Annotated in this window: 19 protein-coding genes and 1 tRNA gene; 18 read left to right on the forward strand and 2 right to left on the reverse strand. The window is 51.0% G+C overall.

What is annotated here, in order from left to right:
• Nucleotides 1-2: 2 nt before the first annotated feature.
• Complete coding sequence (locus ACMP1L_RS12230; protein ID WP_418453168.1) at nucleotides 3-1,280, reverse strand: DNA polymerase Y family protein; 1,278 nt, start codon at nucleotides 1,278-1,280, stop codon at nucleotides 3-5.
• 118 nt (nucleotides 1,281-1,398) lie between these two features.
• Between ACMP1L_RS12230 and ACMP1L_RS12235 the strand changes: the two genes are divergently transcribed.
• From ACMP1L_RS12235 to ACMP1L_RS12310, 16 genes are all read left to right on the forward strand, one after another.
• Nucleotides 1,399-2,670: a D-alanyl-D-alanine carboxypeptidase family protein gene (locus tag ACMP1L_RS12235; RefSeq protein WP_418453169.1), complete on the forward strand. Its 1,272-nt coding sequence runs from the start codon at nucleotides 1,399-1,401 to the stop codon at nucleotides 2,668-2,670.
• A 162-nt stretch (nucleotides 2,671-2,832) separates the two neighbouring features.
• Nucleotides 2,833-4,281 carry an acyl-CoA carboxylase subunit beta gene (locus ACMP1L_RS12240; protein ID WP_118732350.1) on the forward strand — a complete coding sequence of 483 codons (1,449 nt, stop codon included), beginning with the start codon at nucleotides 2,833-2,835 and terminating at the stop codon, nucleotides 4,279-4,281.
• A gap of 17 nt (nucleotides 4,282-4,298) precedes the next feature.
• On the forward strand, nucleotides 4,299-5,075 hold the full coding sequence (locus ACMP1L_RS12245; protein WP_118532163.1) for an OadG family protein: 777 nt from the start codon (nucleotides 4,299-4,301) through the stop codon (nucleotides 5,073-5,075).
• 21 nt (nucleotides 5,076-5,096) lie between these two features.
• Nucleotides 5,097-5,459 (forward strand): biotin/lipoyl-containing protein, encoded by a 363-nt coding sequence (locus tag ACMP1L_RS12250; protein WP_118532161.1) that lies wholly within the window; start codon nucleotides 5,097-5,099, stop codon nucleotides 5,457-5,459.
• A gap of 39 nt (nucleotides 5,460-5,498) precedes the next feature.
• Complete coding sequence (locus ACMP1L_RS12255) at nucleotides 5,499-6,647, forward strand: sodium ion-translocating decarboxylase subunit beta (protein WP_177304008.1); 1,149 nt, start codon at nucleotides 5,499-5,501, stop codon at nucleotides 6,645-6,647.
• A gap of 67 nt (nucleotides 6,648-6,714) precedes the next feature.
• A complete protein-coding gene (locus tag ACMP1L_RS12260) occupies nucleotides 6,715-8,127 on the forward strand; it encodes an oxaloacetate decarboxylase subunit alpha (protein ID WP_418453170.1) in 1,413 nt (470 codons plus the stop codon).
• 226 nt (nucleotides 8,128-8,353) lie between these two features.
• Nucleotides 8,354-10,537 carry a cadherin-like beta sandwich domain-containing protein gene (locus tag ACMP1L_RS12265; RefSeq protein WP_418453171.1) on the forward strand — a complete coding sequence of 728 codons (2,184 nt, stop codon included), beginning with the start codon at nucleotides 8,354-8,356 and terminating at the stop codon, nucleotides 10,535-10,537.
• Between the two features lie 65 nt (nucleotides 10,538-10,602).
• Nucleotides 10,603-12,177: a cadherin-like beta sandwich domain-containing protein gene (locus ACMP1L_RS12270; protein ID WP_418453172.1), complete on the forward strand. Its 1,575-nt coding sequence runs from the start codon at nucleotides 10,603-10,605 to the stop codon at nucleotides 12,175-12,177.
• Between the two features lie 108 nt (nucleotides 12,178-12,285).
• Nucleotides 12,286-12,669, forward strand: a complete 384-nt coding sequence (locus tag ACMP1L_RS12275; protein WP_118732344.1) for a GntR family transcriptional regulator — start codon at nucleotides 12,286-12,288, stop codon at nucleotides 12,667-12,669.
• Between the two features lie 14 nt (nucleotides 12,670-12,683).
• On the forward strand, nucleotides 12,684-13,304 hold the full coding sequence (locus ACMP1L_RS12280) for a UvrB/UvrC motif-containing protein (RefSeq protein ID WP_118732343.1): 621 nt from the start codon (nucleotides 12,684-12,686) through the stop codon (nucleotides 13,302-13,304).
• Nucleotides 13,301-14,338, forward strand: coding sequence for an ATP--guanido phosphotransferase (locus tag ACMP1L_RS12285; RefSeq protein WP_418453173.1), 1,038 nt, complete (start codon nucleotides 13,301-13,303; stop codon nucleotides 14,336-14,338). Before ACMP1L_RS12280 ends, ACMP1L_RS12285 begins: the two co-directional genes overlap by 4 nt.
• Nucleotides 14,339-14,363: 25 nt before the next feature.
• Nucleotides 14,364-16,832 (forward strand): ATP-dependent Clp protease ATP-binding subunit, encoded by a 2,469-nt coding sequence (locus ACMP1L_RS12290; protein WP_418453174.1) that lies wholly within the window; start codon nucleotides 14,364-14,366, stop codon nucleotides 16,830-16,832.
• A gap of 63 nt (nucleotides 16,833-16,895) precedes the next feature.
• A complete protein-coding gene (locus tag ACMP1L_RS12295) occupies nucleotides 16,896-17,309 on the forward strand; it encodes an endosialidase (protein ID WP_118732340.1) in 414 nt (137 codons plus the stop codon).
• A 30-nt stretch (nucleotides 17,310-17,339) separates the two neighbouring features.
• A complete protein-coding gene (gene radA, locus ACMP1L_RS12300) occupies nucleotides 17,340-18,707 on the forward strand; it encodes a DNA repair protein RadA (protein ID WP_418453175.1) in 1,368 nt (455 codons plus the stop codon).
• 173 nt (nucleotides 18,708-18,880) lie between these two features.
• Nucleotides 18,881-18,951, forward strand: a tRNA-Trp gene (locus ACMP1L_RS12305).
• A gap of 87 nt (nucleotides 18,952-19,038) precedes the next feature.
• Nucleotides 19,039-21,396 carry an ATP-dependent DNA helicase gene (locus ACMP1L_RS12310; protein ID WP_418453176.1) on the forward strand — a complete coding sequence of 786 codons (2,358 nt, stop codon included), beginning with the start codon at nucleotides 19,039-19,041 and terminating at the stop codon, nucleotides 21,394-21,396.
• A 64-nt stretch (nucleotides 21,397-21,460) separates the two neighbouring features.
• On the opposite strand, the gene ACMP1L_RS12315 is transcribed toward ACMP1L_RS12310, so the two are convergent.
• Nucleotides 21,461-22,336, reverse strand: a complete 876-nt coding sequence (locus tag ACMP1L_RS12315; RefSeq protein ID WP_118732337.1) for a LysR family transcriptional regulator — start codon at nucleotides 22,334-22,336, stop codon at nucleotides 21,461-21,463.
• A gap of 450 nt (nucleotides 22,337-22,786) precedes the next feature.
• Between ACMP1L_RS12315 and ACMP1L_RS12320 the strand changes: the two genes are divergently transcribed.
• Nucleotides 22,787-23,740, forward strand: coding sequence for a M14 family metallopeptidase (locus tag ACMP1L_RS12320; RefSeq protein WP_418453177.1), 954 nt, complete (start codon nucleotides 22,787-22,789; stop codon nucleotides 23,738-23,740).
• Nucleotides 23,737-24,672, forward strand: coding sequence for a M14 family metallopeptidase (locus ACMP1L_RS12325; protein WP_373242921.1), 936 nt, complete (start codon nucleotides 23,737-23,739; stop codon nucleotides 24,670-24,672). The genes ACMP1L_RS12320 and ACMP1L_RS12325 overlap by 4 nt, the downstream gene beginning before the upstream one ends.
• The last annotated feature ends 6 nt before the right edge of the window (nucleotides 24,673-24,678 follow it).

The following is a 24,678-nucleotide window of genomic DNA, read 5'->3' on the forward strand; positions in this document are numbered from 1 at the left end:
TGTCAGAATTCCTTTCCGGTGTTATGCTGCGATGCCTGATTTAAATGTTTCTTACGGCTTACGGCGTGGGGAGTCGGGCTGTTTTCCTTAAGAAAGCTGGCGCGCTGCACGCTGTCGATGCCGTAGCGGCCGCGGATATGGTCCACAGCTTTTTCCATAGCCCGCATTTTCTTCTGCCGCTCATCTTCAAACAGGCTCATCTGTTCAAACGGATCCTCCTGGATCTGTGAAGTGCGCAGTCCGATCAGCCGGACCGGCGTTTTGTCCCAGAATTCCTTCAGGAGGCGGCAGGCGGTGTCATAGAGAACCGAGGTGGAGTCAGTGGGGCTTTTTAAGACGCACTGATGAGACTGGCTGGTGAAGCGCCAGTCCTTTAATTCCACGGTAACGCTGTTGCAGCGGACACCGGCCTCCCGGAGCCTTGCTCCCACGGTTTCGCTTAAGGCAAGCAGGACCTGACAGGCGGTGTCAAAGTCAGAAACATCCTGTGCCAGGGTAATACTGTTTCCATAGCCTTTGCGTGTGGGATCCGGAGGGAGCACCGGATCCTGGTCAATGCCGTTGGCGTAGCGGTACACCTGAGTGCCATATTTATCGCCGAGATGAGCTCTTAAAATATCCGGATCACAGGATGCTGCATCACCAATGGTGTGAAGCCCGATGCGGGCCATTTTATCTGCGGCAGAGTCTCCTACAAAGAGCAGGTCGCGCAGGGGAAGCGGCCACATTTTCGCTGCGATCTCAGATGGGAATAGCGTATGGGTCTTGTCCGGCTTCTCAAAATCGGAAGCCATTTTTGCCAGAAGCTTATTGGATGAAATTCCAACATTCACCGTGAAGTTCAGTTCCTCCCGGATGCGCCTGCGGATCTGATCTGCGGCTTTTCTGGGAGGTCCGAACAGATGAATGGTTTCGGTCATGTCCAGAAAGGCTTCGTCAATACTGAATTTTTCAATATCCGGCGTATATTCAGAAAGCAGGGCGAGCATCTGCCGGGAATATCCGGAATAGATATCAAAACGGGAGGGGACAATGACCAGCTCCGGACATTTGCGCAGGGCGGAAGCAATGGTTTCTGCCGTTACCACGCCGTATTTTTTCGCTGGCGTGGATTTGGCCAGGATAATGCCGTGACGGGAACGGACATCGCCTCCGACCGCGGACGGGATCAGCCTGAGATCCTGAGCCTTCGGATCCCGGGATAGGCGATATACGGACTCCCAGCTTAAAAAGGCAGAGTTTACATCAATATGAAAGATCAGCCGTTTTCTGGATTCCACAATTCTATTCCTCCTGTTGCTGTATGGTGAGTCTGATATGCTTCCTATCATAGCAGAATATCCGGATTTTTACCAGAATAGGATAGAAAGACAATGCGATAATCGCGGGGCGTGTGAATTGAACAGAACAGGAAAGAAAAACAGGATCATCGGACTGATGGTAGGGATCAGCATCGGGTTTGCGGTGTGGGGAAGCGTACGCCCGGAGCCGGATCTGTGGCAGGGGGCGGAAAGTATGCTGGCAGAGAGCAGCCGGCCGGTATCAGAGACGAAACAGCAGCTGTCCCTGCATTCCCTGAGTGCCGTGCTGATGGATGCAGACAGTGGGCGTATTTTGTATGGAAAGGACGAGCATCAGGTACGGCCTATGGCCAGCACTACAAAGATCATGACCTGCATTCTTGCGCTGGAGCTTGGAAATCCGGAGGATTTTTGTGAGATTTCAGAAAAAGCGGCAGGGCAGCCAAAAGTGAAGCTTGGCGCGCCGGCCGGGAGCCGTATCAGGCTTAAGGATCTTTTGTATTCCCTGATGCTTGAGTCCCACAACGACTCAGCAGTGGCAATTGCGGAGCATATCAGCGGCAGCGTAGAGGCCTTCACGGAAAAGATGAATCGCAAGGCACAGGATATTGGCTGCGTGGATACCACGTTCCTGACACCGAACGGACTGGATGCGGAGAAGCAAAATGCAGATGGAGAGGTGATCCGTCATGGTACGACAGCCGCTGAGCTGGCAAAAATCCTGCGTTATTGTACGAAAACGTCCCAAAAAGATGATGAATTTTTAACGATAACGCGCTGCCGAAGTTATTCCTTTTCAGACTCTGAGGGACATAATACCTACAGCTGTCAGAATCACAACGCTCTCCTGGATATGACACAGGAGGCTGTGACCGGAAAGACCGGATTTACCGGAGGCGCCGGCTACTGTTATGCGGCTGAACTGTCAGACGGTGAAAGGAGCTTTATCCTCACACTTTTAGGATGTGGCTGGCCTCCGCATAAAGCCTGGAAATGGGAGGACGTACAGAAGCTGTACAGCTATGGCAAACAGAATTATTTCTATTCTGATTTTACTTTTGAGGAAAACAGACTTCGGATCCCGCTACTGAAGGGAGCGTATAAAGACTGGATTTACGCAGTTTCTGAAAGTCCGGAACAGAAGAGGAGTTTTCATCTTCTGGTATCGGAAACGGAGCGGCCTGTGGCAGAGTACGATATGAAAACGATCCTGGATGCTCCGGTGAAGGCAGGGGATGAAGTCGGAGTGGTCCGTTACCGGCTCGGGCAGGAGGAAATCGGCCAGAGCCACTACTGCTCAGAGGAGGATGCAGCGGCCTGGGGGCTGTCGTACTGTCTACAGCGGATCCTCGATTTCTGGATATTTTGAAATTGTAAAAATATTTCAAAAAGACTTGAATTTTTTCCGATGACATTATATTATTATAATCGGCAGAAATTGGATTTACTAAGCGATTTATTGTCTTTCCCTTAACAATGTGAACGGAAAAGTACAGAAATCGTCAAATATTTCAAAATGGAGGATTGCAAAATGAGTAATCAAACATCAGCAAGTAACAGAATCAACGCATTACTTGATGAGAACAGTTTTGTTGAAGTTGGCGCTTATATTACAGCAAGAAGCACCGATTTTAACATGACTGACAAGGAGACTCCGGCAGATGGCGTGATCACCGGTTACGGTACCATCGAAGGAAACCTTGTGTATGTGTATAGCCAGGACGCTTCCGTACTGGGCGGCTCCTTAGGTGAGATGCACGCAAAGAAAATTTCCAACATCTATTCCATGGCAGTAAAGATGGGCGCACCGGTCATCGGTCTGGTAGACTGTGCAGGTCTTCGTCTGCAGGAAGCAACGGACGCATTAAACGGTTTTGGTGAGATGTATTTAAGCCAGACCATGGCATCCGGCGTGGTTCCGCAGATCTCCGCTATCTTTGGTACCTGCGGCGGCGGTATGGCAGTAGCTTCCGCTATGGCTGACTTTATCTTTATGGAAGAGAAAAACGCAAAATTATTTGTAAATTCTCCGAACGCAATCGACGGAAATCGTGTTGAGAAGTGCGATACTTCCAGCGCTGCATTCCAGAGTGAGGAAACCGGACTTGTGGACTTCACCGGAAGCGAAGAGGATATCTTATCCCAGATCCGCTCCCTGGTAACCATCCTTCCGGCCAACAACGAGGATGACATGTCCTACAGCGAATGCACCGACGATTTAAACCGTGTATGCTCCGATCTTGAAAATTATGCAGGAGCAACCGATCTGGCACTGGCACAGATCTCCGATGACAACTTCTTCTTAGAGGTGAAGAAGAACTATGACAAGTCCATGGTAACCGGCTTTATCCGTCTGAACGGAACCACCGTGGGCTGCGTGGCAAACCGCACTGCTGTTTACGCGGCAGACGGTGTGAAGGAAGACGAGTTCGATGCAGTTCTCTCCGCTAACGGCGCAGAAAAGGCAGCAAAGTTTGTTTCCTTCTGTGACGCATTCAACATTCCGTTACTGACCCTGGTGAACGTAAAGGGCTACAAGGCATGCAAATGCACTGAGCGCCGCATCGCAAAGAACGCAGGCCGTCTGACCTACGCTTTTGCAAACGCAAGCGTTCCGAAGGTAACCGTCGTAGTCGGCGAGGCTTATGGTACCGCATACCTGACCATGAACTCCAAGTCCATCGGTGCAGATGTGGTATATGCATGGCCGAACGCAACCATCGGCATGATGGATGCTTCCGCTGCAGCTAAGATCATGTACGCAGACGAAATTGCAAAGGCAGATGATTCCGTTGCACTCATCAATGAGAAGGCAGCTGCTTATCGTGAAATGCAGTCCAGCGCACTTGCAGCGGCAAAGAGAGGATATGTAGACGATATCATCGAGGCATGCGACACCAGAAAACGCGTGATCGCAGCATTCGAGATGCTGTTTACCAAAAGAGAGGATCGTCCGGACAGAAAACATGGAACGGTTTAGAATGAGGTGACAAATATATGAAACAGTATATGAAACGAGTTTTGTTAGTGTTAAGCATGGTAGTCAGCCTCTTTGCTCTGTCCGCATGCTCCAACAAGAATGCTGCTGAGGCAGAAACTATGGATCCGCAGACAGCTTCCTACATTTCTCAGATCTCGGAAAACCTGCTCCAGACCATCGCCGAGATGGACGAAGCCACAGCAGAGGAGTCTGAGACCGGCCTGTTAAAGCAGGGCGAGGACGGACTTGCAAGCGGCCTGACTTCCTGGATCGGTGTCATGAAGGACACCGGCGCGTTCGTAAGCGTCCTTTCCTCCGATACCGAGCTTGGCGAGGATGATCAGTATGTATGTGTGATTCAGGCACAGTTTGAGAAACGCAACGTAGAGTTCAAAGCATTCTACACCATGGATCCGCAGAGCCAGAACTTAAATCCGGTCAGCCTGACCTTCAGCCCGGAGTATACCGTAGGCGAGAATATGGCAAAGGCAGGCATGAATACCTTACTTGGTATGGGTACCGTATTCCTGGTACTGATCTTCATCAGCATCCTGATCAGCTGCTTCAAGTTCATCAGCGTCTTCGAGAACAAGATGAAAGCAAAGAACGCAGCTCCGGCACCGGCAGCAGCTCCAGTGGCAGCACCGGCAGCAGAAGAGGAAGAGCTTGTGGATGATCTGGAACTGGTGGCTGTCATTACTGCGGCTATCGCAGCATCAACCAACTCATCAACCGACTCCCTGGTAGTACGCTCCATCAAACGTGCACCGGGCGCAAAATGGAAAAGAGCATAAGCGAATAGGAGGATTCTTATCATGAAAAATTACACAATTACTGTGAATGGCAATGTATACAATGTAACTGTTGAAGAGGGAACCACTGCTGGTGTAGTTCAGGCTCCGGCAGCAGCACCGAAGGCAGCTCCGGCAGCACCGAAGGCAGCAGCTCCGGCCGGCGCTCAGGGTTCTGTAGTTGTAACCGCTCCGATGCCGGGTAAGATCCTGGCAGTAAAGGCTAACGCCGGACAGGCTGTAAAGAAAGGCGATGTTATCATGGTTCTCGAGGCTATGAAGATGGAGAACGATATCGTAGCTCCTCAGGATGGAACCGTTGCAAGCATTAATGCAGCAGCAGGCGACGCAGTAGAAGCTGGCGCTACTCTTGCTACATTAAACTAATAGCTTGCAAAAAAGCAAGTTCCACATGGAGGGATTAAAATGGATTATATTGGATCTACTTTGGCCAATCTTCTTCAGCAGACCGCATTCTTCAATCTGACCTTCGGAAACTTTATCATGATTCTGGTGGCATTCGTATTCCTGTATCTGGCGATCAGAAAAGGATTCGAGCCGCTCTTACTGGTTCCGATCGCGTTTGGTATGCTGTTAGTTAATATCTACCCGGATATTATGGCTGCCCCGGAAGATATGTCCAATGGCGTAGGCGGACTTCTTCACTACTTCTTCATTCTGGATGAGTGGAGTATCCTTCCGTCTCTGATTTTCATGGGTGTCGGCGCAATGACCGATTTCGGCCCGCTGATCGCAAACCCGAAGAGCTTCCTGCTTGGCGCAGCAGCTCAGTTTGGTATCTACAGTGCATATTTCCTTGCAATTTTCATGGGCTTCAATGATAAGGCAGCAGCAGCTATCTCCATCATTGGTGGAGCAGACGGCCCGACTTCTATCTTCCTTGCAGGTAAGCTTGGACAGTCTGAGTTCATGGGACCGATTGCAGTAGCAGCTTACTCCTACATGGCGCTGGTTCCGATCATCCAGCCGCCGATCATGAAGGCTCTGACCACAGAAGAAGAGCGTAAGATCAAGATGGATCAGCTTCGTCCGGTTTCCAAGCTGGAGAAGATCCTGTTCCCGGTTATCGTAACCGTAGTAGTCTGCCTGATTCTGCCGACTACCGCACCGCTTGTTGGTATGTTAATGCTTGGTAACCTGTTCCGTGAGTCTGGCGTTGTAAAACAGCTGTCCGAGACCGCAAGCAATGCCCTGATGTACATCGTAGTTATCCTGCTTGGTACTTCCGTAGGCGCATCCACCAGTGCAGAGGCTTTCTTAAAGGTAACCACCTTAAAGATCGTTGCCCTGGGTCTGGTAGCATTCGCAGTAGGTACCGCAGCCGGCGTTATCTTCGGTAAGATCATGTGCAAGCTTACAGGCGGCAAGGTAAACCCGTTAATCGGTTCCGCAGGTGTATCTGCAGTGCCGATGGCAGCCCGTGTATCCCAGAAGGTTGGTTCTGAGGCAGACCCGACGAACTTCCTGCTGATGCATGCAATGGGCCCGAACGTAGCAGGTGTTATCGGTACTGCAGTTGCAGCCGGTACATTCATGGCAATTTTCGGCGTTTAAAATTCAATCATTTCTTGCTGCAGCAATATAAAGTTGCCGCAACATATAAATTTGGAGGTAAAGAATCATGGCTGAGATTCAGAAAAAACCGGTTAAGATCGTTGAGACTGTCCTGCGTGACGCTCATCAGTCCCTGATCGCAACCAGAATGAGCACCGAGCAGATGCTTCCGATCATCGATAAAATGGATAAGATTGGCTATTATGCAGTAGAGTGCTGGGGCGGCGCAACCTTTGATGCTTCTCTTCGATTCCTGAAGGAAGATCCGTGGGAGAGACTGAGAAAGTTAAGAGCGGGCTTTAAAAATACAAAATTACAGATGCTGTTCCGTGGCCAGAACATTCTGGGTTACAACCACTACGCAGATGATGTAGTAGAGTACTTTGTACAGAAATCCGTTGCAAACGGTATTGATATCATCCGTATTTTCGACTGCTTAAACGATCTGCGCAACCTGCAGACCGCTGTAAAGGCAGCAAATAAAGAGAAGGCACACGCTCAGATCGCACTGTGCTACACCCTGGGTGATGCTTATACCCTGGATTACTGGAAAGACATCGCAAAGAGAATTGAAGATATGGGCGCAGATTCCATCTGTATCAAGGATATGGCTGGTCTGTTAACCCCGTATGCAGCACAGGAACTGGTAAGTGCATTAAAAGAGTCCACCCAGCTGCCGATCGACCTGCATACCCACTACACCTCTGGTGTAGCTTCCATGACCTATCTGAAGGCTGTAGAGGCAGGATGCGATATCATTGATACTGCAATTTCCCCGCTGGCACTTGGCACCAGCCAGCCGGCAACTGAGGTTATGGTAGAGACCTTTAAGGGAACTCCGTACGATACCGGTTTATCTCAGGACAAGCTTGCTGAGATCACCGATTACTTCGCACCGATCCGTGAAGAGGCTCTGAAATCCGGTCTGTTAAACCCGAAGGTACTGGGCGTTAATATCAAGACCCTTCGTTATCAGGTTCCGGGCGGTATGCTCTCTAACCTGGTCAGCCAGCTGAAAGAGGCAGGTAAGGAAGATAAGTATCAGGAGGTTCTCGAGGAGATCCCACGTGTTCGTAAGGACTTCGGTGAGCCGCCGCTTGTTACCCCGTCTTCCCAGATCGTTGGTACCCAGGCTGTTATGAACGTTATCTCCGGCGAGCGCTACAAACTGGTTCCGAAGGAGTCCAAGAAGATCATGCTCGGCGAGTTCGGCCAGACTGTAAAGCCGTTCAACGCAGAAGTGCAGAAGAAGATCATCGGCGACGAAACCCCGATCACCTGCAGACCTGCAGATCTGATCGCTCCGCAGCTGCCGCAGTTCGAGAAAGAGTGTGCTCAGTGGAAGCAGCAGGATGAGGATGTCCTTTCCTACGCTCTGTTCCCGAAGGTAGCAGAAGAGTTCTTCAAATACAGAGAGGCTCAGCAGACCAAGGTAGACGCTGCTGTGGCAGACACCGAGAGCAAGGCTTATCCGGTATAATTAATACAGAATTAACGATAGGAGCAGGAAGAAATCTGTGAAAACAGGTTTCTTCCTGTTTTTCCATGTTACAATCCATGAAATTCTTACAATTTTTGGTGATTCTGTGAACTTTCTTTGCTTTCCGTTGACGCAGTCGGATTTTGTCATTATAATGTAACGTAGCGTAAATTTGTCGGGAGCAGGATCCTGTCCCAGACAAATGCGATACTAAGGAGATCATCAAATGAAAAAACAAACCTTGAAAAAAGGTCTGGCTGCGGTTCTGGGACTGGCTTTATGCATGCAGATGCCATCTGTGAACAGTGCACTGCAGCTTTCCGCATATGCGCAGGAACGTGCCGCTACCATCAATGCTTCCAGCTTAAATGTCCGGAGTGGTGCGGGAACCTCCTATTCTTCGGTTGGAAAACTGGGAAAAGGCGCGGCAGTTACCGTGGTAGGGGAAAAAGCCGCTTCTGACGGGAAAACCTGGTATCAGATCCGTTATACCAGCGGCGGCTCGACTCAGACAGGATATGTATTAAGCACCTATGTGAAGTTTCCGGTGTCCTACAGCCATGATTCCAGCTTTGAGTCCCAGCTTTCCGTGCAGGGATTTCCGGAATCCTATAAGACCGGGCTGCGTCAGATCCATGCCCAGTATCCGAACTGGACTTTCACTGCTGTGAAGACCGGGCTGGACTGGAATACGGTTATTCAGAACGAGGGAGTGCTTGGACGAAATCTGGTACATACCAACAGTATCTCTTCCTATAAATCACTCGCAGACGGAGCTTACAACTGGGATTCCGGCACCTGGACAGGATTTGACGGAAACACTTGGGTGGCGGCATCCACTGAGATCATCAGTTATTATATGGATCCGCGGAATTTCCTGGATGAAGTCAACGTATTCCAGTTCCTGGATCAGAGCTATAACGCATCTCTCCATACAGCAGAGGGACTCCAGTCCATGTTAAAGGGAACCTTTATGGAAGGCAATGTAAGAACGGGTGCGGTTGCGTCCGGAAGTACATCCGGCGGCAGCTCATCAGGAAGTACTTCAGGCAGCAGTTCCTCCGGTTCATCGAAGGTCATTACTGTGGGGCCTGGCGTGTCGGGAGGCAATTCCGGTGTTACCTCTTCAACACCGGGAAAAAGCGAAGGTTCCTCGTCCGGCAGTGCCAGTCAGACACCGTCCTCTGACGGAGATCATCAGGTGCGTCTGGAAGGACCGAGTGCCTCCATCAGCAGAAACCGCGCAGAGCTTTTGACGTCCAGTGTTGTGATCGGTGTTGGCCCGGGAGCTGCGTCTTCAAACAATGGAAGCACTGCGGGAAGCAGTCCGTCCGGTACGACATCTGCTGCACAGACACCGGGTGTGTCTGCTGGAAACGGGGCTTCGGTTTCTAATGTCAGCTATGCCGATGCGATCATGAATGCAGCGAAAAGCTCCGGTGTCAGTCCGTATGTGATTGCAGCCATGATCATTCAGGAGCAGGGACGCAACGGTACCGGTAATTCCATTTCCGGAAACTATGCAGGATATACCGGCTATTACAATTATTTTAATGTAGGCGCGTATGCTTCCGATGGGATGGGAGCGGTGCAGAGAGGCCTCTGGTATGCTTCCCAGAGCGGAAGTTATGGCAGACCGTGGACCACGCCGGAATCCTCCATTGCAGGCGGTGCCCAGTTTTATGGCACCAACTATGTGAAGGCCGGACAGGATACTCTCTATTTAAAAAAATACAATGTCCAGGGCTCTAACATATATAAGCACCAGTACATGACCAATGTAGACGGAGCGGCTTCTGAGGGGTCTATTTTTGCAGAAGGCTTTACTTCCCAGCAGAAGAGTACGGCATTGAATTTCAAGATTCCGGTATACAGCAATATGCCGGAAACTCCGTGCGCACAGCCGACCCTTAGCGGCAGCCCGAACAATAAGTTAAACGGCCTGGGAGTAGAGGGCTTTACCTTAACGCCGACCTTTAACCGTGATACCTACTCCTACGATCTGATCGTAGACCATTCGGTATCCAATGTAACGGTCAGCGCATCGGCAATCGATTCCAAGGCATCGGTACGTGGCAACGGCAATGTATCTCTTTCCAGCGGAATCAACGATATTTCTGTAGTTGTAAGAGCAGAGAATGGCACGGAGCGCACTTACACGATCCATGTAGTCCGCCAGGCCGGAGGTCCGACTTATAACGGAGGGATCAGCAGCGGAGGTTCAGGCAGCGGTTCTTCCAGCGTTACCGTGGGAGGTCCGGGAAGCAGCTCGGCGGGCAGCTCCTCCGGAACCACATCCTCCGGTGTGATCACGGTGGGACCGGCAGGCGGATCTACGAGCTCGTCCCCGAATTCCGGATCTTCCTCAGGAGGAAGCCAGGTGACATTTTCCAGTCCGGGCGGTAATTAAAATCAGTGAGAACGGCGGCTGAAAGAAGCCGCCGCTTCAATAAAGAAACAGGAGATAAAATAATTATGAACAGAAATTGGAAACAGATCTGGATCCGGTTTGCCATGGTGCTGATGCTGGCCGTGGCAATCCCGTTTCAGAGCTTTGCAGGGAATGCGCGTATTGCGTTCTCAGATCCTACCGCGGAGGCGGGAAGTGAATTTACGGTAAACGTAAAATTTACCTGCACGACCGGTGAGAAAATTGGCAAGACGGTTGTGATGCTTTCTTATGATACCAGTGCCATGGAATTTATTGGCGGTGAGCCGGATGTCAGCGGCGGAAACGGAGCCATCCGTGTGATCGGCAGTGTGAGCGGAAGCAGCGAGTCTGCCTCTACCATTCGTTTCAAAGCACTGAAGGCAGGAAGCAGCAAGATTGAAGTAACCGATTATGAAGGTTATGACGCAGATGAGCAGCTGCTGGACATTACCCAGCTTGGAAGTTCTTCTGTTACTATTAACAGCACAAGCACAGCGGCAGCGGCATCTGGTGACACTTCCCTGTCCTCCCTTCAGATTTCTCCTGGTACCTTAAGCCCTGCGTTCAGCGCTGAGGTTGACAGTTACACCGCATCTGTAAGCCTGGATACCGAAAAGCTTACCGTGAGCGCAGTACCGGCCAGCGATAAGGCTACCGTTGCTTTAAGCGGAACTGATCTGCAGGAGGGTGAGAATACCGTAACCTGTACGGTAACCGCTGAGGATGGTACCAGCCATACCTATACGATCCTGGTGAACCGTGTCGAGGGCGGTGAAAGCCTTGCCGACGGACAGGAGGAAACGACAGCTCCGGCTGAGAATGTTGAGGTCCTGGCAGAGCTGGAGGCATCCAGAACCCCACTTAAGATTGGCATTGCTGCACTGCCGGCAGATGCAACGGTTCCGTATGGCATGAAGGAAACCTCCATCACCATAGGCGAGACCAAGGTTCAGGGATGGGTACCGGATACTCAGGGCGGACAGCCGGAGTACTGCATCTTCTACGGTGTGAGTGACGCCGGAACAGTCGGCTTCTACCGTTATGACCTGACTGATAAGACCATCCAGCGTTACTTTGAGCAGAGCAGTGAGGGCAATTCTCAGAGCCTGGAGCTTCAGGATCTGGCAGAAAAGTATAATGCTCTGGTAGATGATTACAATATTGCAAGAATCGCTCTGGTGGCTGTAGCGGCAGTCGCAGTCATTCTTCTGATCCTCCTGATCATCAGCCGCAGTGGAAGAAACCGCCGGATGGAAGAGACAGATGATATGGATTACGATCAGCTTGACGAGCCGGCAGAGAAGAAACAGAAAAAAGAATCCAAAAAGAACGGACGCAGACTCAGCAAAGAAGAGCGTTATATGATGGGAGAAGAGGACGATTACGAAGAGAATTCTGATTTCCGTGATAACGAATCAGAAGATCCTGATGCAGAGGAATATCTGCCGGAAGCAGCGGATGATGCAGATGCCCAGCTGGATGAAATGAAAAAACAGCTGGCTGCCAGTGTGACAGAGAAATCGGAGCACGGCACAGAAAAACACGGTGAAGAACCGGTGGCAGGAGCAGATCCGGAGAGCGATGATTTTGAAGTATTCGATCTGGATGACGACCTTTAAAAGCTGAAAGGCAAAAAGCAAAAAAGCGGTGTATTGACTTCGCCGCTTTTTTTGCTATAATACTGTTATACAATTTCTATAACAGAGAATTCGAAAGATGGTGAAAACATGATCATTAAGATTGATTTTGAAAGCGAGGAGGCAATCTATATCCAGCTCAGGAACCAGATCATCATGGGCATAGCCACAGACCGGATCCGAGAAGGCGATTCTCTGCCATCTGTTCGTCAGCTTGCAGAGAATATCGGAATCAACATGCATACCGTAAATAAAGCTTATGCGGTCCTGAAGCAGGAAGGATATATCAAACTGGACCGACGGCGCGGGGCTGTAATTGCTCTGGATATCGACAAGCTCCGCTCGATCGAGCATTTGAGAGAGGAACTTTCCGTTCTTCTGGCAAGGAGTGTCTGTAAAAATGTCTCCAGAGAGGAAGTTCATGCTCTGGTTGATGAGATTTATGATTACTACACCGGCAGCCGCGAGAGTTAGATGGAGGAATTGCCATGTTATGTGAGCGTTGTAAGATAAGAGAAGCAAATATTCAATATACAGAAATTGCCAATGGAGTTCGCACTGAGCACAATTACTGTGCACAGTGCGCCAAAGAGATGGATTTTGGTCCCTATTCTGCCATTTTTGAGGGGGAATTTCCGTTAGGCAAGCTTTTGTCGGGGCTTTTAGGAGTGCCGGGGGAGGAATCGGAGGAAGAAAAGACCGGTCAGATCATCTGTCCGACCTGCGGCACCAGCTATGATGATTTTGTAAAAAACAGCCGGTTTGGCTGTGCGGACTGCTACAGCGTGTTTGATCTGCTGATCCACGATAAGATCAGGCAGCTTCAGGGCAATGTGCGTCACACCGGAAAGCATCCGAAATTCCAGAAAATCAAGGCGGATCCATTCCATCTGGCCTCTTGTGACCAGCCGGAGAAAGGCACCGCAGACATGACTCCCGCAAGCTGCAAAGAACAGACTCTGAATACGGATGCGGCAGTGGAAAATGAAACTCAGCTGCAGATCCGAAAGCTGGAGGCAAGACTCCGGGAGGCGGTGCGTGCGGAAGAGTATGAGATCGCAGCTGACTGCCGTGACCAGATCCGGGCACTGAAGGAGGCGCAGTCATGATGAAATGGTTTGAGGAAGTAAACCGGACACGGCCTGCCGTGATCTGCAGCCGTGTGCGTCTTGTGCGGAATCTGGAACAATATGCATTTCCATCCAGGCTTGATGGAAAACTGGCAGAAGAGATGATCGGACGCCTGGAGGATGGCCTGAAAGATCTCGGCAGTGCGGATGGCCGCCATTATGAGCAGGCAAGGCTGCAGGAGCTGAGTGATCTGGACCGCAGAGCACTTCGGGAGCGCCGGGTGTTTAACTCCACCATCGCTTCCGGAAAAGCGCCTGCTGGGGTCATGGTATCAGATGATGAACGCGTGGGCATCGTATTAAACGGAACAGATCACATCCGCATCCAGCTGTTTGCCTCCGGTCTGCATCTGGATGAGCTCTGGACCCAGGCAGGGCTGATCGATGATTATCTGAATGAACGTTTTGATTATGCCTTTGATGATAAGTATGGTTACCTGACCTCATTCCCCACCAGTGTGGGAACCGGGCTCCGGGCGTCGGTGGTACTGCACCTGCCGCTGTTATCCCAGAGCAAGCGCTTTAACGGCATGGTGACCGAGATGACGCGGTTTGGAGCTTCGGTGAAGGGCATGTATGGGGAGGGTGATGAAAATTGCGGATCCCTGTATGAGGTCAGCAACCAGAAAACCCTGGGCATGACGGAAAAAGAAATCCTGGACATGGTGGCCAAGGTTGCACTGCAGCTGACCGCCCAGGAGGAGCAGATGCGAAAGCTTGCGCTGGATAAGAACCGGGTATCCAGAGAGGATGATGCCTTCCGTGCTTATGGTACATTGAAATATGCCAGAAGGCTGACGATAAAGGAAGCCATGACGCTGCTTTCCCGACTCATGGCCGGCTGCGCAGATGGGCTTTTGCGTATGGAGGAGCCTTGCGCGGTATACCGCCTGATGCTGGGGATCCAGCCGGCTAATCTTCAGAAGCTTTCTGCCAGACCTCTGGGAAGAGAAGAGCTGGAGATGGCACGGGCTGCTTATCTGCGGGCAGAGCTGCCCCAGCTTTTGGCTTAAGACAGATACAAGGAGGACCTGAATTTTGATAGACAGAAATCGTTTTACAGAACAGGCCTGGAATGCCATCGCACTGTCTACCCGGACAGCGAATGAGCTGGGCCATAATTATGTGGGAACCGAACATCTTCTGGTTGGGCTGCTGCTGGAGGAAGAAGGCGTTGCGGCAAGAGTTCTCGATGCCAACGGTGTAACGGCAGATAAGGTGAAAGAGCTGATCAGCCAGCTCATCTTTCCCAACCAGAATGTGGGCACCATCGGTGAGACCGTTTATACGCCGGGGGCTGTGCGGGTATTGAACCAGAGCTACCGTGAGGCTGTGCGGTTCAAGGCGCCGCTCATCGGAACGGAGCACCTGCTGATCGCCATGATCCGGGAGAGCGATTGCGCAGCAGTACGGCTGCTGAATACCATGGATGTAAGCCTGCAGAAATTGTACGTGGATCTGCGCGGTGCCATGGGCGAGGACGGAGCAGATGCGCGAGAGGAGCTTCAGTCCTCCGGATCCGGAGCAGATGGCAGTGCGGCGACTCCGACGTTAAACAGCTTCAGCCGTGATCTGACAAAGCTTGCCCGGGAGGGAAGACTGGATCCGGTGATCGGCCGGGAAAGTGAGATCCAGCGTGTTGTCCAGATCCTGAGCAGAAGAACGAAAAATAATCCCTGCCTGATCGGTGAACCGGGGGTAGGTAAAACCGCGGTTGTGGAGGGCCTTGCCCAGATGATCGCAGGCGGCAATGTGCCGGAAACCATTGCAGATAAACGCGTGATGACGCTGGATCTGTCCGGCATGGTAGCCGGATCCAAATACCGCGGTGAATTTGAGGAGCGCATCAAGAAGGTGATTTCCGAAGTAATCGAAGACGGGAATGTGCTTTTGTTCCTGGATGAGATCCATACCATCATCGGAGCAGGCGGTGCAGAGGGAGCCATTGATGCCTCCAATATCTTAAAGCCTTCCCTGGCCCGTGGAGAGATCCAGCTGATCGGCGCCACAACTCGGGAGGAATACCGCAAGTACATTGAGAAAGATGCAGCACTGGAGCGCCGTTTCCAGCCGGTTGTGGTAGAGGAGCCGACAGAGGAGCAGTCCATCGCCATTTTAAAGGGCCTGCGCCCGAAATATGAGGAGCATCATAAGGTAACCATTACGGATGATGCACTTGTGGCTGCGGTCCGTCTGTCTGCCCGCTACATCAATGACCGCTTCCTTCCGGATAAGGCCATTGATCTGATCGATGAGGCGTCCTCCAAAATCCGCCTGACCACATATGTGGAGCCTGCGGAGATTAAAAGCCTGACAGAGGACATTGACAAGCTGGAGCTCCAGAAGGAACAGGCTATTAAAAATGAGGCATATGAGAAAGCCGGTGACATCAAGAAGCGCCAGCAGAAGAAGCGGGAAAAGATCGAAAAGCTTCGCGAAAAATGGCAGAAGGAAAAAACATCCAGGAAGCTGATCGTCGGAGAAGGCGAGATTGCGGATGTGGTTTCCGGCTGGACCAAAATCCCGGTGAGAAAGCTGGCAGAGGAGGAATCAGAGCGTCTGCGCAGGCTGGAGTCCATTCTGCATGAGCGCGTAGTGGGTCAGGAGGAGGCTGTGACCGCTGTGGCAAAGGCTATCCGCAGAGGCCGTGTGGGCTTAAAAGATCCGAAGCGTCCGATTGGTTCCTTTTTATTCCTGGGACCAACCGGCGTTGGAAAGACCGAGCTCTGCAAGGCACTGGCGGAAGCGATGTTCGGTACGGAAAATGCCCTGATCCGCGTTGACATGTCGGAGTACATGGAGAAGCACAGTGTCTCAAAGATGATCGGATCACCGCCAGGATATGTAGGTTATGAGGAGGGAGGCCAGCTCAGTGAGAAGGTCCGCCGGAACCCGTATTCCGTGATCCTCTTTGATGAGATCGAGAAGGCACACCCGGATGTATTTAACATTCTGCTGCAGGTACTCGATGATGGCCACATCACGGATGCCCAGGGCCGCAGGATTGATTTTAAGAATACTGTGCTCATCATGACCTCTAACGCAGGCGCGGAGAACATTATTTCACCGAAACGCCTGGGCTTTGCCTCTAATGATGACGCAAAAGAGCGCTACCGCTTCATGAAGGAGCGTGTCATGGAAGAGGTGAAGCGGATGTTCAAGCCGGAGTTTTTAAACCGTATTGATGAGATCATCGTATTCCACCAGCTCTCTCAGGATCACATGAAAGAAATCGTGGATATCATGCTGAAGAGTATCTGCAGACGCACTCTGACCCAGATGAACTTAAAGCTCACGGTAGATGACACGGCAAAGGCATTTCTTGTGGAAAAGGGCTATGACGAAAAGTACGGTGCCCGTCCGCTGCGCCGCGCAATCCAGAATCTGCTGGAAGATAAGCTCGCTGAGGCTGTGCTGGACGGTGAAGTTAAAGCCGGTGATGAAGTAACCGTTACCAAAGGAGAAGACAGCTTGAAATTTTTATCGGCAGAAGTGATAAAAAACTAGATTAATTTTGTCGGTTGTTGTATAATCCTATGAGAAATATGAAAATACCAGGAGGGCAAACACATGCCAGTAATCGAATCTTTAATCCGCTCCGAAGCTGATGGAACCATCAGCTTTGGCAATTACAAATTAGACACCAAGAGCAAGCTTGATAATTTTGAACATGCGGGAGATTTATATAAGATCAAAACCTTCTATGAGATCACAAAATTAGAGCGCAACGGTTCTTTCGTTTATGAGTCTGTACCGGGAACAGCAGTAGAGCATTTCTCCGCAAAGCATGATGGCGTAGAGTTTACCGTATCCGGCGACAAAGATGCCCAGATCACCATTCAGCTGGAGGATGATACAGAATACGAGGTTTATGTTGACGGTGTTGCGGTAGGCGGCATGAAGACCAACATGAGCGGCAAGCTGGTAGTCAGTGTAGAGTTAAGCGAGGGTGTCACCTGCCAGGTTAAGGTGGTAAAACGCTAAACATCCTCTTTCAGGAAGGGCATACATAGCATGGCAAAAGCAAAGACAACCGTTTTTTTCTGCAAGGAATGCGGTTTTGAATCCAGCAAATGGCTTGGACAGTGTCCGGCATGTAAGGAGTGGAACACACTGGTGGAGGAACCGGTGGCAAAGAAAGCTCCGGCCGGCCGCACCGGCGGTGTTTCCCAGCGTGTACCGGCAAAGCCTGTAAAGCTGGAGGAGGTGTCCATAGAAGAACAGGACCGGATCCCAACGGGATATCCGGAACTGGATCGTGTACTGGGGAGCGGCATAGTAGCCGGCTCCCTGGTTTTAGTTGGGGGTGATCCCGGTATCGGAAAATCGACCCTGCTGCTTCAGATGTGCCGGAATCTGGCCAGGGATGGACACCGGGTGCTTTATATTTCCGGTGAGGAATCCTTAAAGCAGATCAAGATGCGGGCCGGCCGAATCGGAACCGTAAGCGGAGAACTTCTGTTTTTATGCGAAACAAATCTGGATACGATCGAGGAGGCCATCCGCGAGACAAAACCGGAGATCGTCATCATCGACTCCATCCAGACCATGTTCCGGGAGGATGTGGCATCCGCACCGGGCAGCGTGAGCCAGGTACGGGAATCCACCAGTGTGCTGATGCAGATTGCCAAGGGCCTGGGGATTTCTGTGTTCATTGTCGGACATGTGACCAAAGAGGGTGTGGTAGCCGGGCCCCGGGTGCTGGAGCATATGGTAGACACAGTTCTCTATTTTGAGGGTGAACGCAATGCCTCTTACCGCATTCTGAGGGGAGTAAAGAACCGCTTTGGCTCCACCAATGAGATTGGCGTGTTTGAGATGCAGGAGAACGGACTGGAGGAGGTAGAAAATCCATCGGAGTATCTGTTAAGCGGACGTCCGGAGGATGCTTCCGGTGCTGTGGCAGCATGCTCTTTAGAGGGAAGCAGACCAATCCTCCTGGAAGTGCAGGCGCTTGTGACCCAGACAAACTTTGGCATGCCAAGGCGTACCGCAGCAGGGACGGATTTCAACCGTGTGAACCTGCTGATCGCGGTGCTGGAAAAGCGCTGCAGATATGAGATGTCCCGTTACGATGCTTACGTGAATATCGCAGGCGGCATGCGGATGAACGAACCGGCGCTCGACCTTGCCATCATTATGGCTCTGGTATCCAGCATGAAGGATAAGCCTGTGAATCCAAAGTGCATGATTTTCGGCGAGGTGGGACTGGCCGGCGAGGTGCGTGCCGTCTCCAAGGCGGAACAGCGAGTACATGAGGCCATCAAGCTGGGATTTGAGTCCTGTATCCTGCCGCAGGTATCTCTGGATAAGATGAAGAACACTGATAAGATCACACTGTACGGTGTGAACAATGTAAGGGAAGCAATTCGGCTGATTTGATGAAAAAGCAGGAAACCGGCCCGGGGCTGATTTCCTGCTTAAAACACTGCTTTCGCATAAAAAATATATTTTTTTCAAAAAATTAAAAAAATTGTTGACAGTGCGAATAATCCATGTTATTATAATGGAGCGTTGAGGAAAACGAAAGAAACAAAAGCTCAACAAAACCGCATAGGGGATTAGTTCAATGGTAGAGCACCGGTCTCCAAAACCGTCGATGGGGGTTCGAGCCCCTCATCCCCTGCTAAAGAAGAGCGATAAGGTCGAAAGGTCTTATCGCTCATTTTGTTATGCGCAGAGATCCATTCCACAAAAAACAGGAGGAATTTTCATGGACGCTGATCGAGGAATCATCCGCATTTCCGTGCGAAACCTTGTGGAGTTTGTCATGCGGAGCGGAGATATAGACAACCGCAGAACCTCCGCGGCGGAAAAGGACGCCATGCAGGCGGGAAGCCGCATGCACCGGAAGATCCAGAAACGTCAGGGCGCGGATTACCACGCTGAGGTGCCGATGAAGCATACGGTGGAGCAGGAAGATTACCGGATTCTGGTAGAAGGCCGGGCAGACGGTGTCATTGAGGCAGTCTCCGGAGTTACGATCGATGAGATCAAGTGTGTCTATCTGGACATTCATCAGCTGGAAGAGCCGCTTACGCTGCATCTGGCGCAGGCACTGTGCTATGCGTATATGTACTGTGCGGATCACGAAAATATAAATTCCATTACCATCCAGATCACCTACTGCAATCTCGAAACGGAGGAGATCCGCCGCCTGAAGCAGGATAAGACGCGGGAAGAACTTGAGGAATGGTTTCAGGGACTGATCCATGAATATGTGAAGTGGGCTAAATATCTGTATCATCATACCCTTCGACGGAATGAATCTCTGCGGGAACTTCAGTTTCCGTATGAGTACCGGACCGGACAGAAAGAGCTTGCCGTGTCTGTGTATCGGGCACTGGCCCGCAGGCGCAATCTGTTTATTCAGGCGCCGACCGGAATCGGAAAAACCCTTTCCGTGGTATACCCGTCCTTAAAGTCCATGGGAAATGGAAACGGGGAGAAACTGTTTTACCTGACGGCAAAAACCATTACCCGAAGTGTGGCGGAAAACTGTTTTGCGCTGCTTCGGGAGCGGGGCATGTTGTTTACCACCGTGACTGTCACAGCGAAAGAAAAACTCTGCCCCATGGAAAAGACCGAATGTAACCCGGATGCCTGTCCCTGCGCAAAGGGACATTTTGACCGGGTGAATGATGCCGTGTTTGACATCATTCATGAGCAACATGGCATTACCCGGGAGGTCATTCTGGAGTATGCGGACCGGTATCAGGTCTGCCCCTTTGAGTTCTGTCTGGATATCAGCAGCTGGGCGGATGGCATCATCTGTGATTACAATTATGTGTTTGATCCGAATGCCAGACTGAAACGCTATTTTGCGGAGGGAAACCAGGGAGACTATCTGTTTCTGGTGGATGAAGCGCACAATCTGGTCAGCCGGGCCCGGGAGATGTTCAGTGCCTGCCTGGTAAAGGAAGATATTCTGTTGGTGAAAAAACTAATTAAGGGGCGCTCCGGGAAGCTTGCGCGTGAGCTGGAGCGCTGCAACCGGAATCTGCTGGAGCTGAAGCGGGAATCGGCAGAGTATCGGGTGTTGCCGGATGTAAATCTGCTGGCATCGAATCTTCTGGGAGTCATGGGAGAGTTTGAACCGTTTCTGGAGGAAGAAAAAGAATTTCCGGACCGGGAACTGGTGCTGCAGTTTTATTTTGACCTGCGGCATTTTCTGAATATGTATGACGGGCTGGATGACCATTACCGGATCTATACGGAGCTGGGGGAGGATGGAAATTTCCGTCTGTATCTGTTCTGTATTGATCCGTCCCGGTGCTTAAACGCCTGCCTGGAAAAGGGCATTGCGGGAATCTTTTTTTCCGCGACTATGATTCCGGTCATTTATTATAAGAAGCTGCTCAGCGGCAATCCGGAGGATTTTGCGGTTTATGCCAATTCTCCGTTTGATGGGAAGAACCGGCTGATTCTGGTGGCAAAGGATGTCAGCAGCCGTTACAGCCGCAGAAACCGCACGGAATTTGGCAAGGTGGCCGATTATATCATGGAGCTGGCCCACAGCCATGTGGGAAATTATATGGTGTTTTTTCCATCCTATTGTTACATGGAGGCAGTGGAACAGCTTCTGGATGAGCGCTATGACGGAAGCTTTCGCTGGCAGATGCAGACGAGCCGCATGACGGAGAAGGAGCGGGAGGAATTTCTGGAGCTGTTTGAAGAAAAGCGGGAACAATCCTTTGTCGGACTTTGTGTGCTTGGCGGAATATTTTCAGAGGGAATTGATCTGAAGGCGGAACGACTGGAAGGAGCGATCATTGTGGGAACCGGCTTGCCAATGGTATGCAGTGAACAGGAAATCCTGATGCAGTATTTTACGGAACAGGGAGAGAATGGATACGATTATGCCTATCAGTATCCGGGCATGAATAAGGTGCTGCAGGCAGCAGGACGGGTCATCCGCACGGCTGAGGACCGGGGCGTGATTTTGCTTTTAGATGACCGCTTTTTGCGGCAGGAGCTCCAGGAGCTGTTCCCGCGGGAATGGACCGAATATGGTCTGGTGACCCGGGAAACGGCAGGAGGGTGGCTGAAACATTTCTGGGAGAAACGATAGCCTGGACAAAAATCCTGGTTCAGGAATGGGACAAAGAAAGTCCGGCATGAAAAACGGAGATGCGCTACAGCATCTCCATAAACTGCTTAGCCGCCTGGGAAATAGGCAGGCTGTCATTGCTTGCGACCACGATCTGACGGGTTGGAAGCTCTTCGTGGATCTGAACCTTAAAAAGGCTGTGCTCGTTTTCCGGAATACAGTAATCCGGAACAAAGGCAACGCCCAGACCGATGCGGGCCAGGTCAATTAAAAGATCATTGCTGGAAAGCTCGATCTCCGGAACCAGATCCAGCTGATGGCGCTGGAACATGCTGTGCAGAAACTCACTTGTGGTGCTCTTGCGGTCCAGCATCAGGATCGGAAAGTGTCTTAAATCCTTCAGGCTGATGGTTTTGCCCCGCAGCTCCTTGTATTCGTCGTTGGCTACGAAGACGTCTTTAAATTCCCGGATGATACGCACATTCTGGGTGTTGGAAAGACCGGAGTTTGGATAGTTGGTGATGGCAAAATCCACCTGGCCGGATTCCAGCAGTTTTGCGCAGGCAATGGAGGTCTGGTTGGTAACCTTGATATGCACATTCGGATAGCGCCTGTGAAAATCCTTCAGATAAGATACCAGATAGTAACGGCAGATGGTGTCACTGGCACCGATGCGAAGCTGACCGCCGTTTAAGGTATTCGCCTCTAAAAGCTGGTTCTCGCCCTGGCGGATCAGGTTCATGGCAGGTTCGATATGCTTTAAGAGAATCTCACCCTCCGGCGTAAGCTGTACCCGCTTCGTGCTGCGGATGAAAAGCGGCTGGTTCAGCTTTTTTTCCAGTACCTTGATGGACTGGCTGACAGCAGATTGGGAAATGAACAGCTGCTTGGAGGCTTCCGAGAAGCTTAGGGTATTAGCAACATGATAAAATACTTTATATAGTTCGTAATTGATGTCCAATATTAGTCCTCCTTATAAAACTATGGCTATTCTATCATGCTGCTGATGAATTGTAAAGGACCTGCGGGATAAATTGGCATCGAAAAAGAATATAATAAATTCTTAAATCGCTTGCATAAAATCCGGATTCGGTATAATCTGTCAGAGATAGACAATCCGTCCGCTTACACACAAGTCAGCGAACCAATGCGATGCCTGGTGGAATCAGCACTTTCAGAACGGACCGGACAGTCACCGCTTTTGCAGGCACTCCGGCTTATGGAATGCCTGGACGGAAGTCTGGGACGGTCAGTTCTGGCACGGACTGGATCCCACGCATAACCGTCTTGCAGATGAACGCTATATCAAGCTGAGCCATGGACGGGATTTTATGGATGCTGCCGTTGACCGGGGCTGCTTCCTCGGCAAAGCCGGCCAGGAGCAGACAATATTGATAAAGGTGGAAGAAAAGTGAAGCACGATGCTACGATAAAAACCGTGACAGAAGTAGGACTTGCTGTCGATGAAAAATTAAGGATCTTAAAACACGTGATCGAGCCGGAACACAAAACCGGAAAGGAAAAGAGGATCTGCGTGGTAACCGGTACCCATGGAGACGAGCTGGAAGGCCAGTATGTCTGTTATGAGCTGAACCGGATCTTAAAAGAACAGAAGGAACATTTAAAGGGAATCGTCGAGATATACCCTGCATTAAATCCCCTGGGCGTGGACTCCATATCCCGGGGTATTCCTATGTTTGACCTGGACATGAACCGCATCTTTCCGGGAAGCGTGGAAGGCTCAGTGGCAGAGCATGTGGCGGCAAAAATCGTGGAGGATATTGCAGGCGCAGACCTGTGCATTGACATTCATGCCAGCAATATTTTCCTGAGGGAAATTCCACAGGCTCGCATCAATGTCAACACCAGGGAGCAGCTTCTGCCCTTCGCGACACGTCTGAATCTGGATTTTGTCTGGGTCCATGCGGCGGCTACTGTGCTGGAATCGACGCTGGCCCACAGCTTAAACTCCATCGGGGTCCCGACGGTTGTTGTTGAGATGGGTGTAGGCATGCGTATTACGGAGCATTTCTGCCATCAGCTGACTGACGGAATTTTCTGCGTGATGAAGGATCTCGGAATCTGGGACGGCGATGTGATCGTTCCAAAGGAACCGATCATTTCCGATGATGGAGAGGTCGGATTTTTGAATGCAGAGCATCCGGGAATTTTTATCCCTTCTGTGGAACACTGGAAAAATGTGGAAGAGGGACAGATCATTGGACGGATCTTAAATCCGCTGACCGGAGAAATTGCCCAGGAAGTAAAAGCACCGATCCACGGAATGCTCTTTACGCTGCGGGAATATCCGGTGGTATCCTGCGGTTCCCTGATCGCCCGTGTGCTGGGAGGTGACTACCGATGAGAAAAGAGATTATATTTACGCTGGAAAACTGTTACCGGGATAACATGGACGTGTACGGCTTCCACTTCGGAAAGGGAGAGAAGGCAGCCTGCATTGTAGGGGCCATACGCGGCAACGAGGTACAGCAGCTGTATATCTGTTCCCAGCTGGTAAAGGCATTAAAGGAACTGGAGGAGAAGGGCGCCATTGTGCACGATAATGAGATTCTGGTAATCCCGTCTGTCAACCACAGTTCCATGAACATCGGAAAACGCTTCTGGGCAACGGACAATACCGATATCAACCGGATGTTTCCGGGATATCATGCCGGAGAAACTACCCAGCGGATCGCAGATGGTGTGTTCCGGGCAATCCAGGGATACAATTACGGCATTCAGTTTACCAGCTTTTACCTTCCAGGAGATTTTGTGCCGCATGTCCGCATGATGGACACCGGTTACCAGAACGCAAGCCTGGCGAACCTGTTCGGACTTCCGTATGTAGTGATCCGCCAGCCGCAGCCGATCGATACGGCTACGCTGAATTATAACTGGCAGATCTGGAATACCAATGCGTTTTCTGTTTACAGCAGTGCCACAGCGCAGATCGATGAGCGGGCAGCCCGTATGGCGGTAGCATCCGTGCTGCGTTTCCTGACCCGTATGGGGATTTTGCGTTATACCAGCCACAGCGGCTATATTGCAAGCGTCCTGCGGGAAGATGACCTGACGAATGTCAAAAATGATCTTCCGGGACTTTACCGCAGGCATGTGGAGCCGGGACAGGAGGTGCACCGGGGAGAGGTGCTGGCTTCCATCATTGACCCGCTGGAGGGTGAAGTGATCAGCCAGATCCTGTCTCCGACAGACGGAATTGTCTTTTTTGCCTATCATGAGCCTACGGTGATGGAGGGCACGATCATTTTCAAGATCATCCGCCGTCTGCACGAGTAGACTGTG

Source organism: Ventrimonas sp. (assembly GCF_048380235.1).
Taxonomy (GTDB): domain Bacteria; phylum Bacillota; class Clostridia; order Lachnospirales; family Lachnospiraceae; genus Brotaphodocola.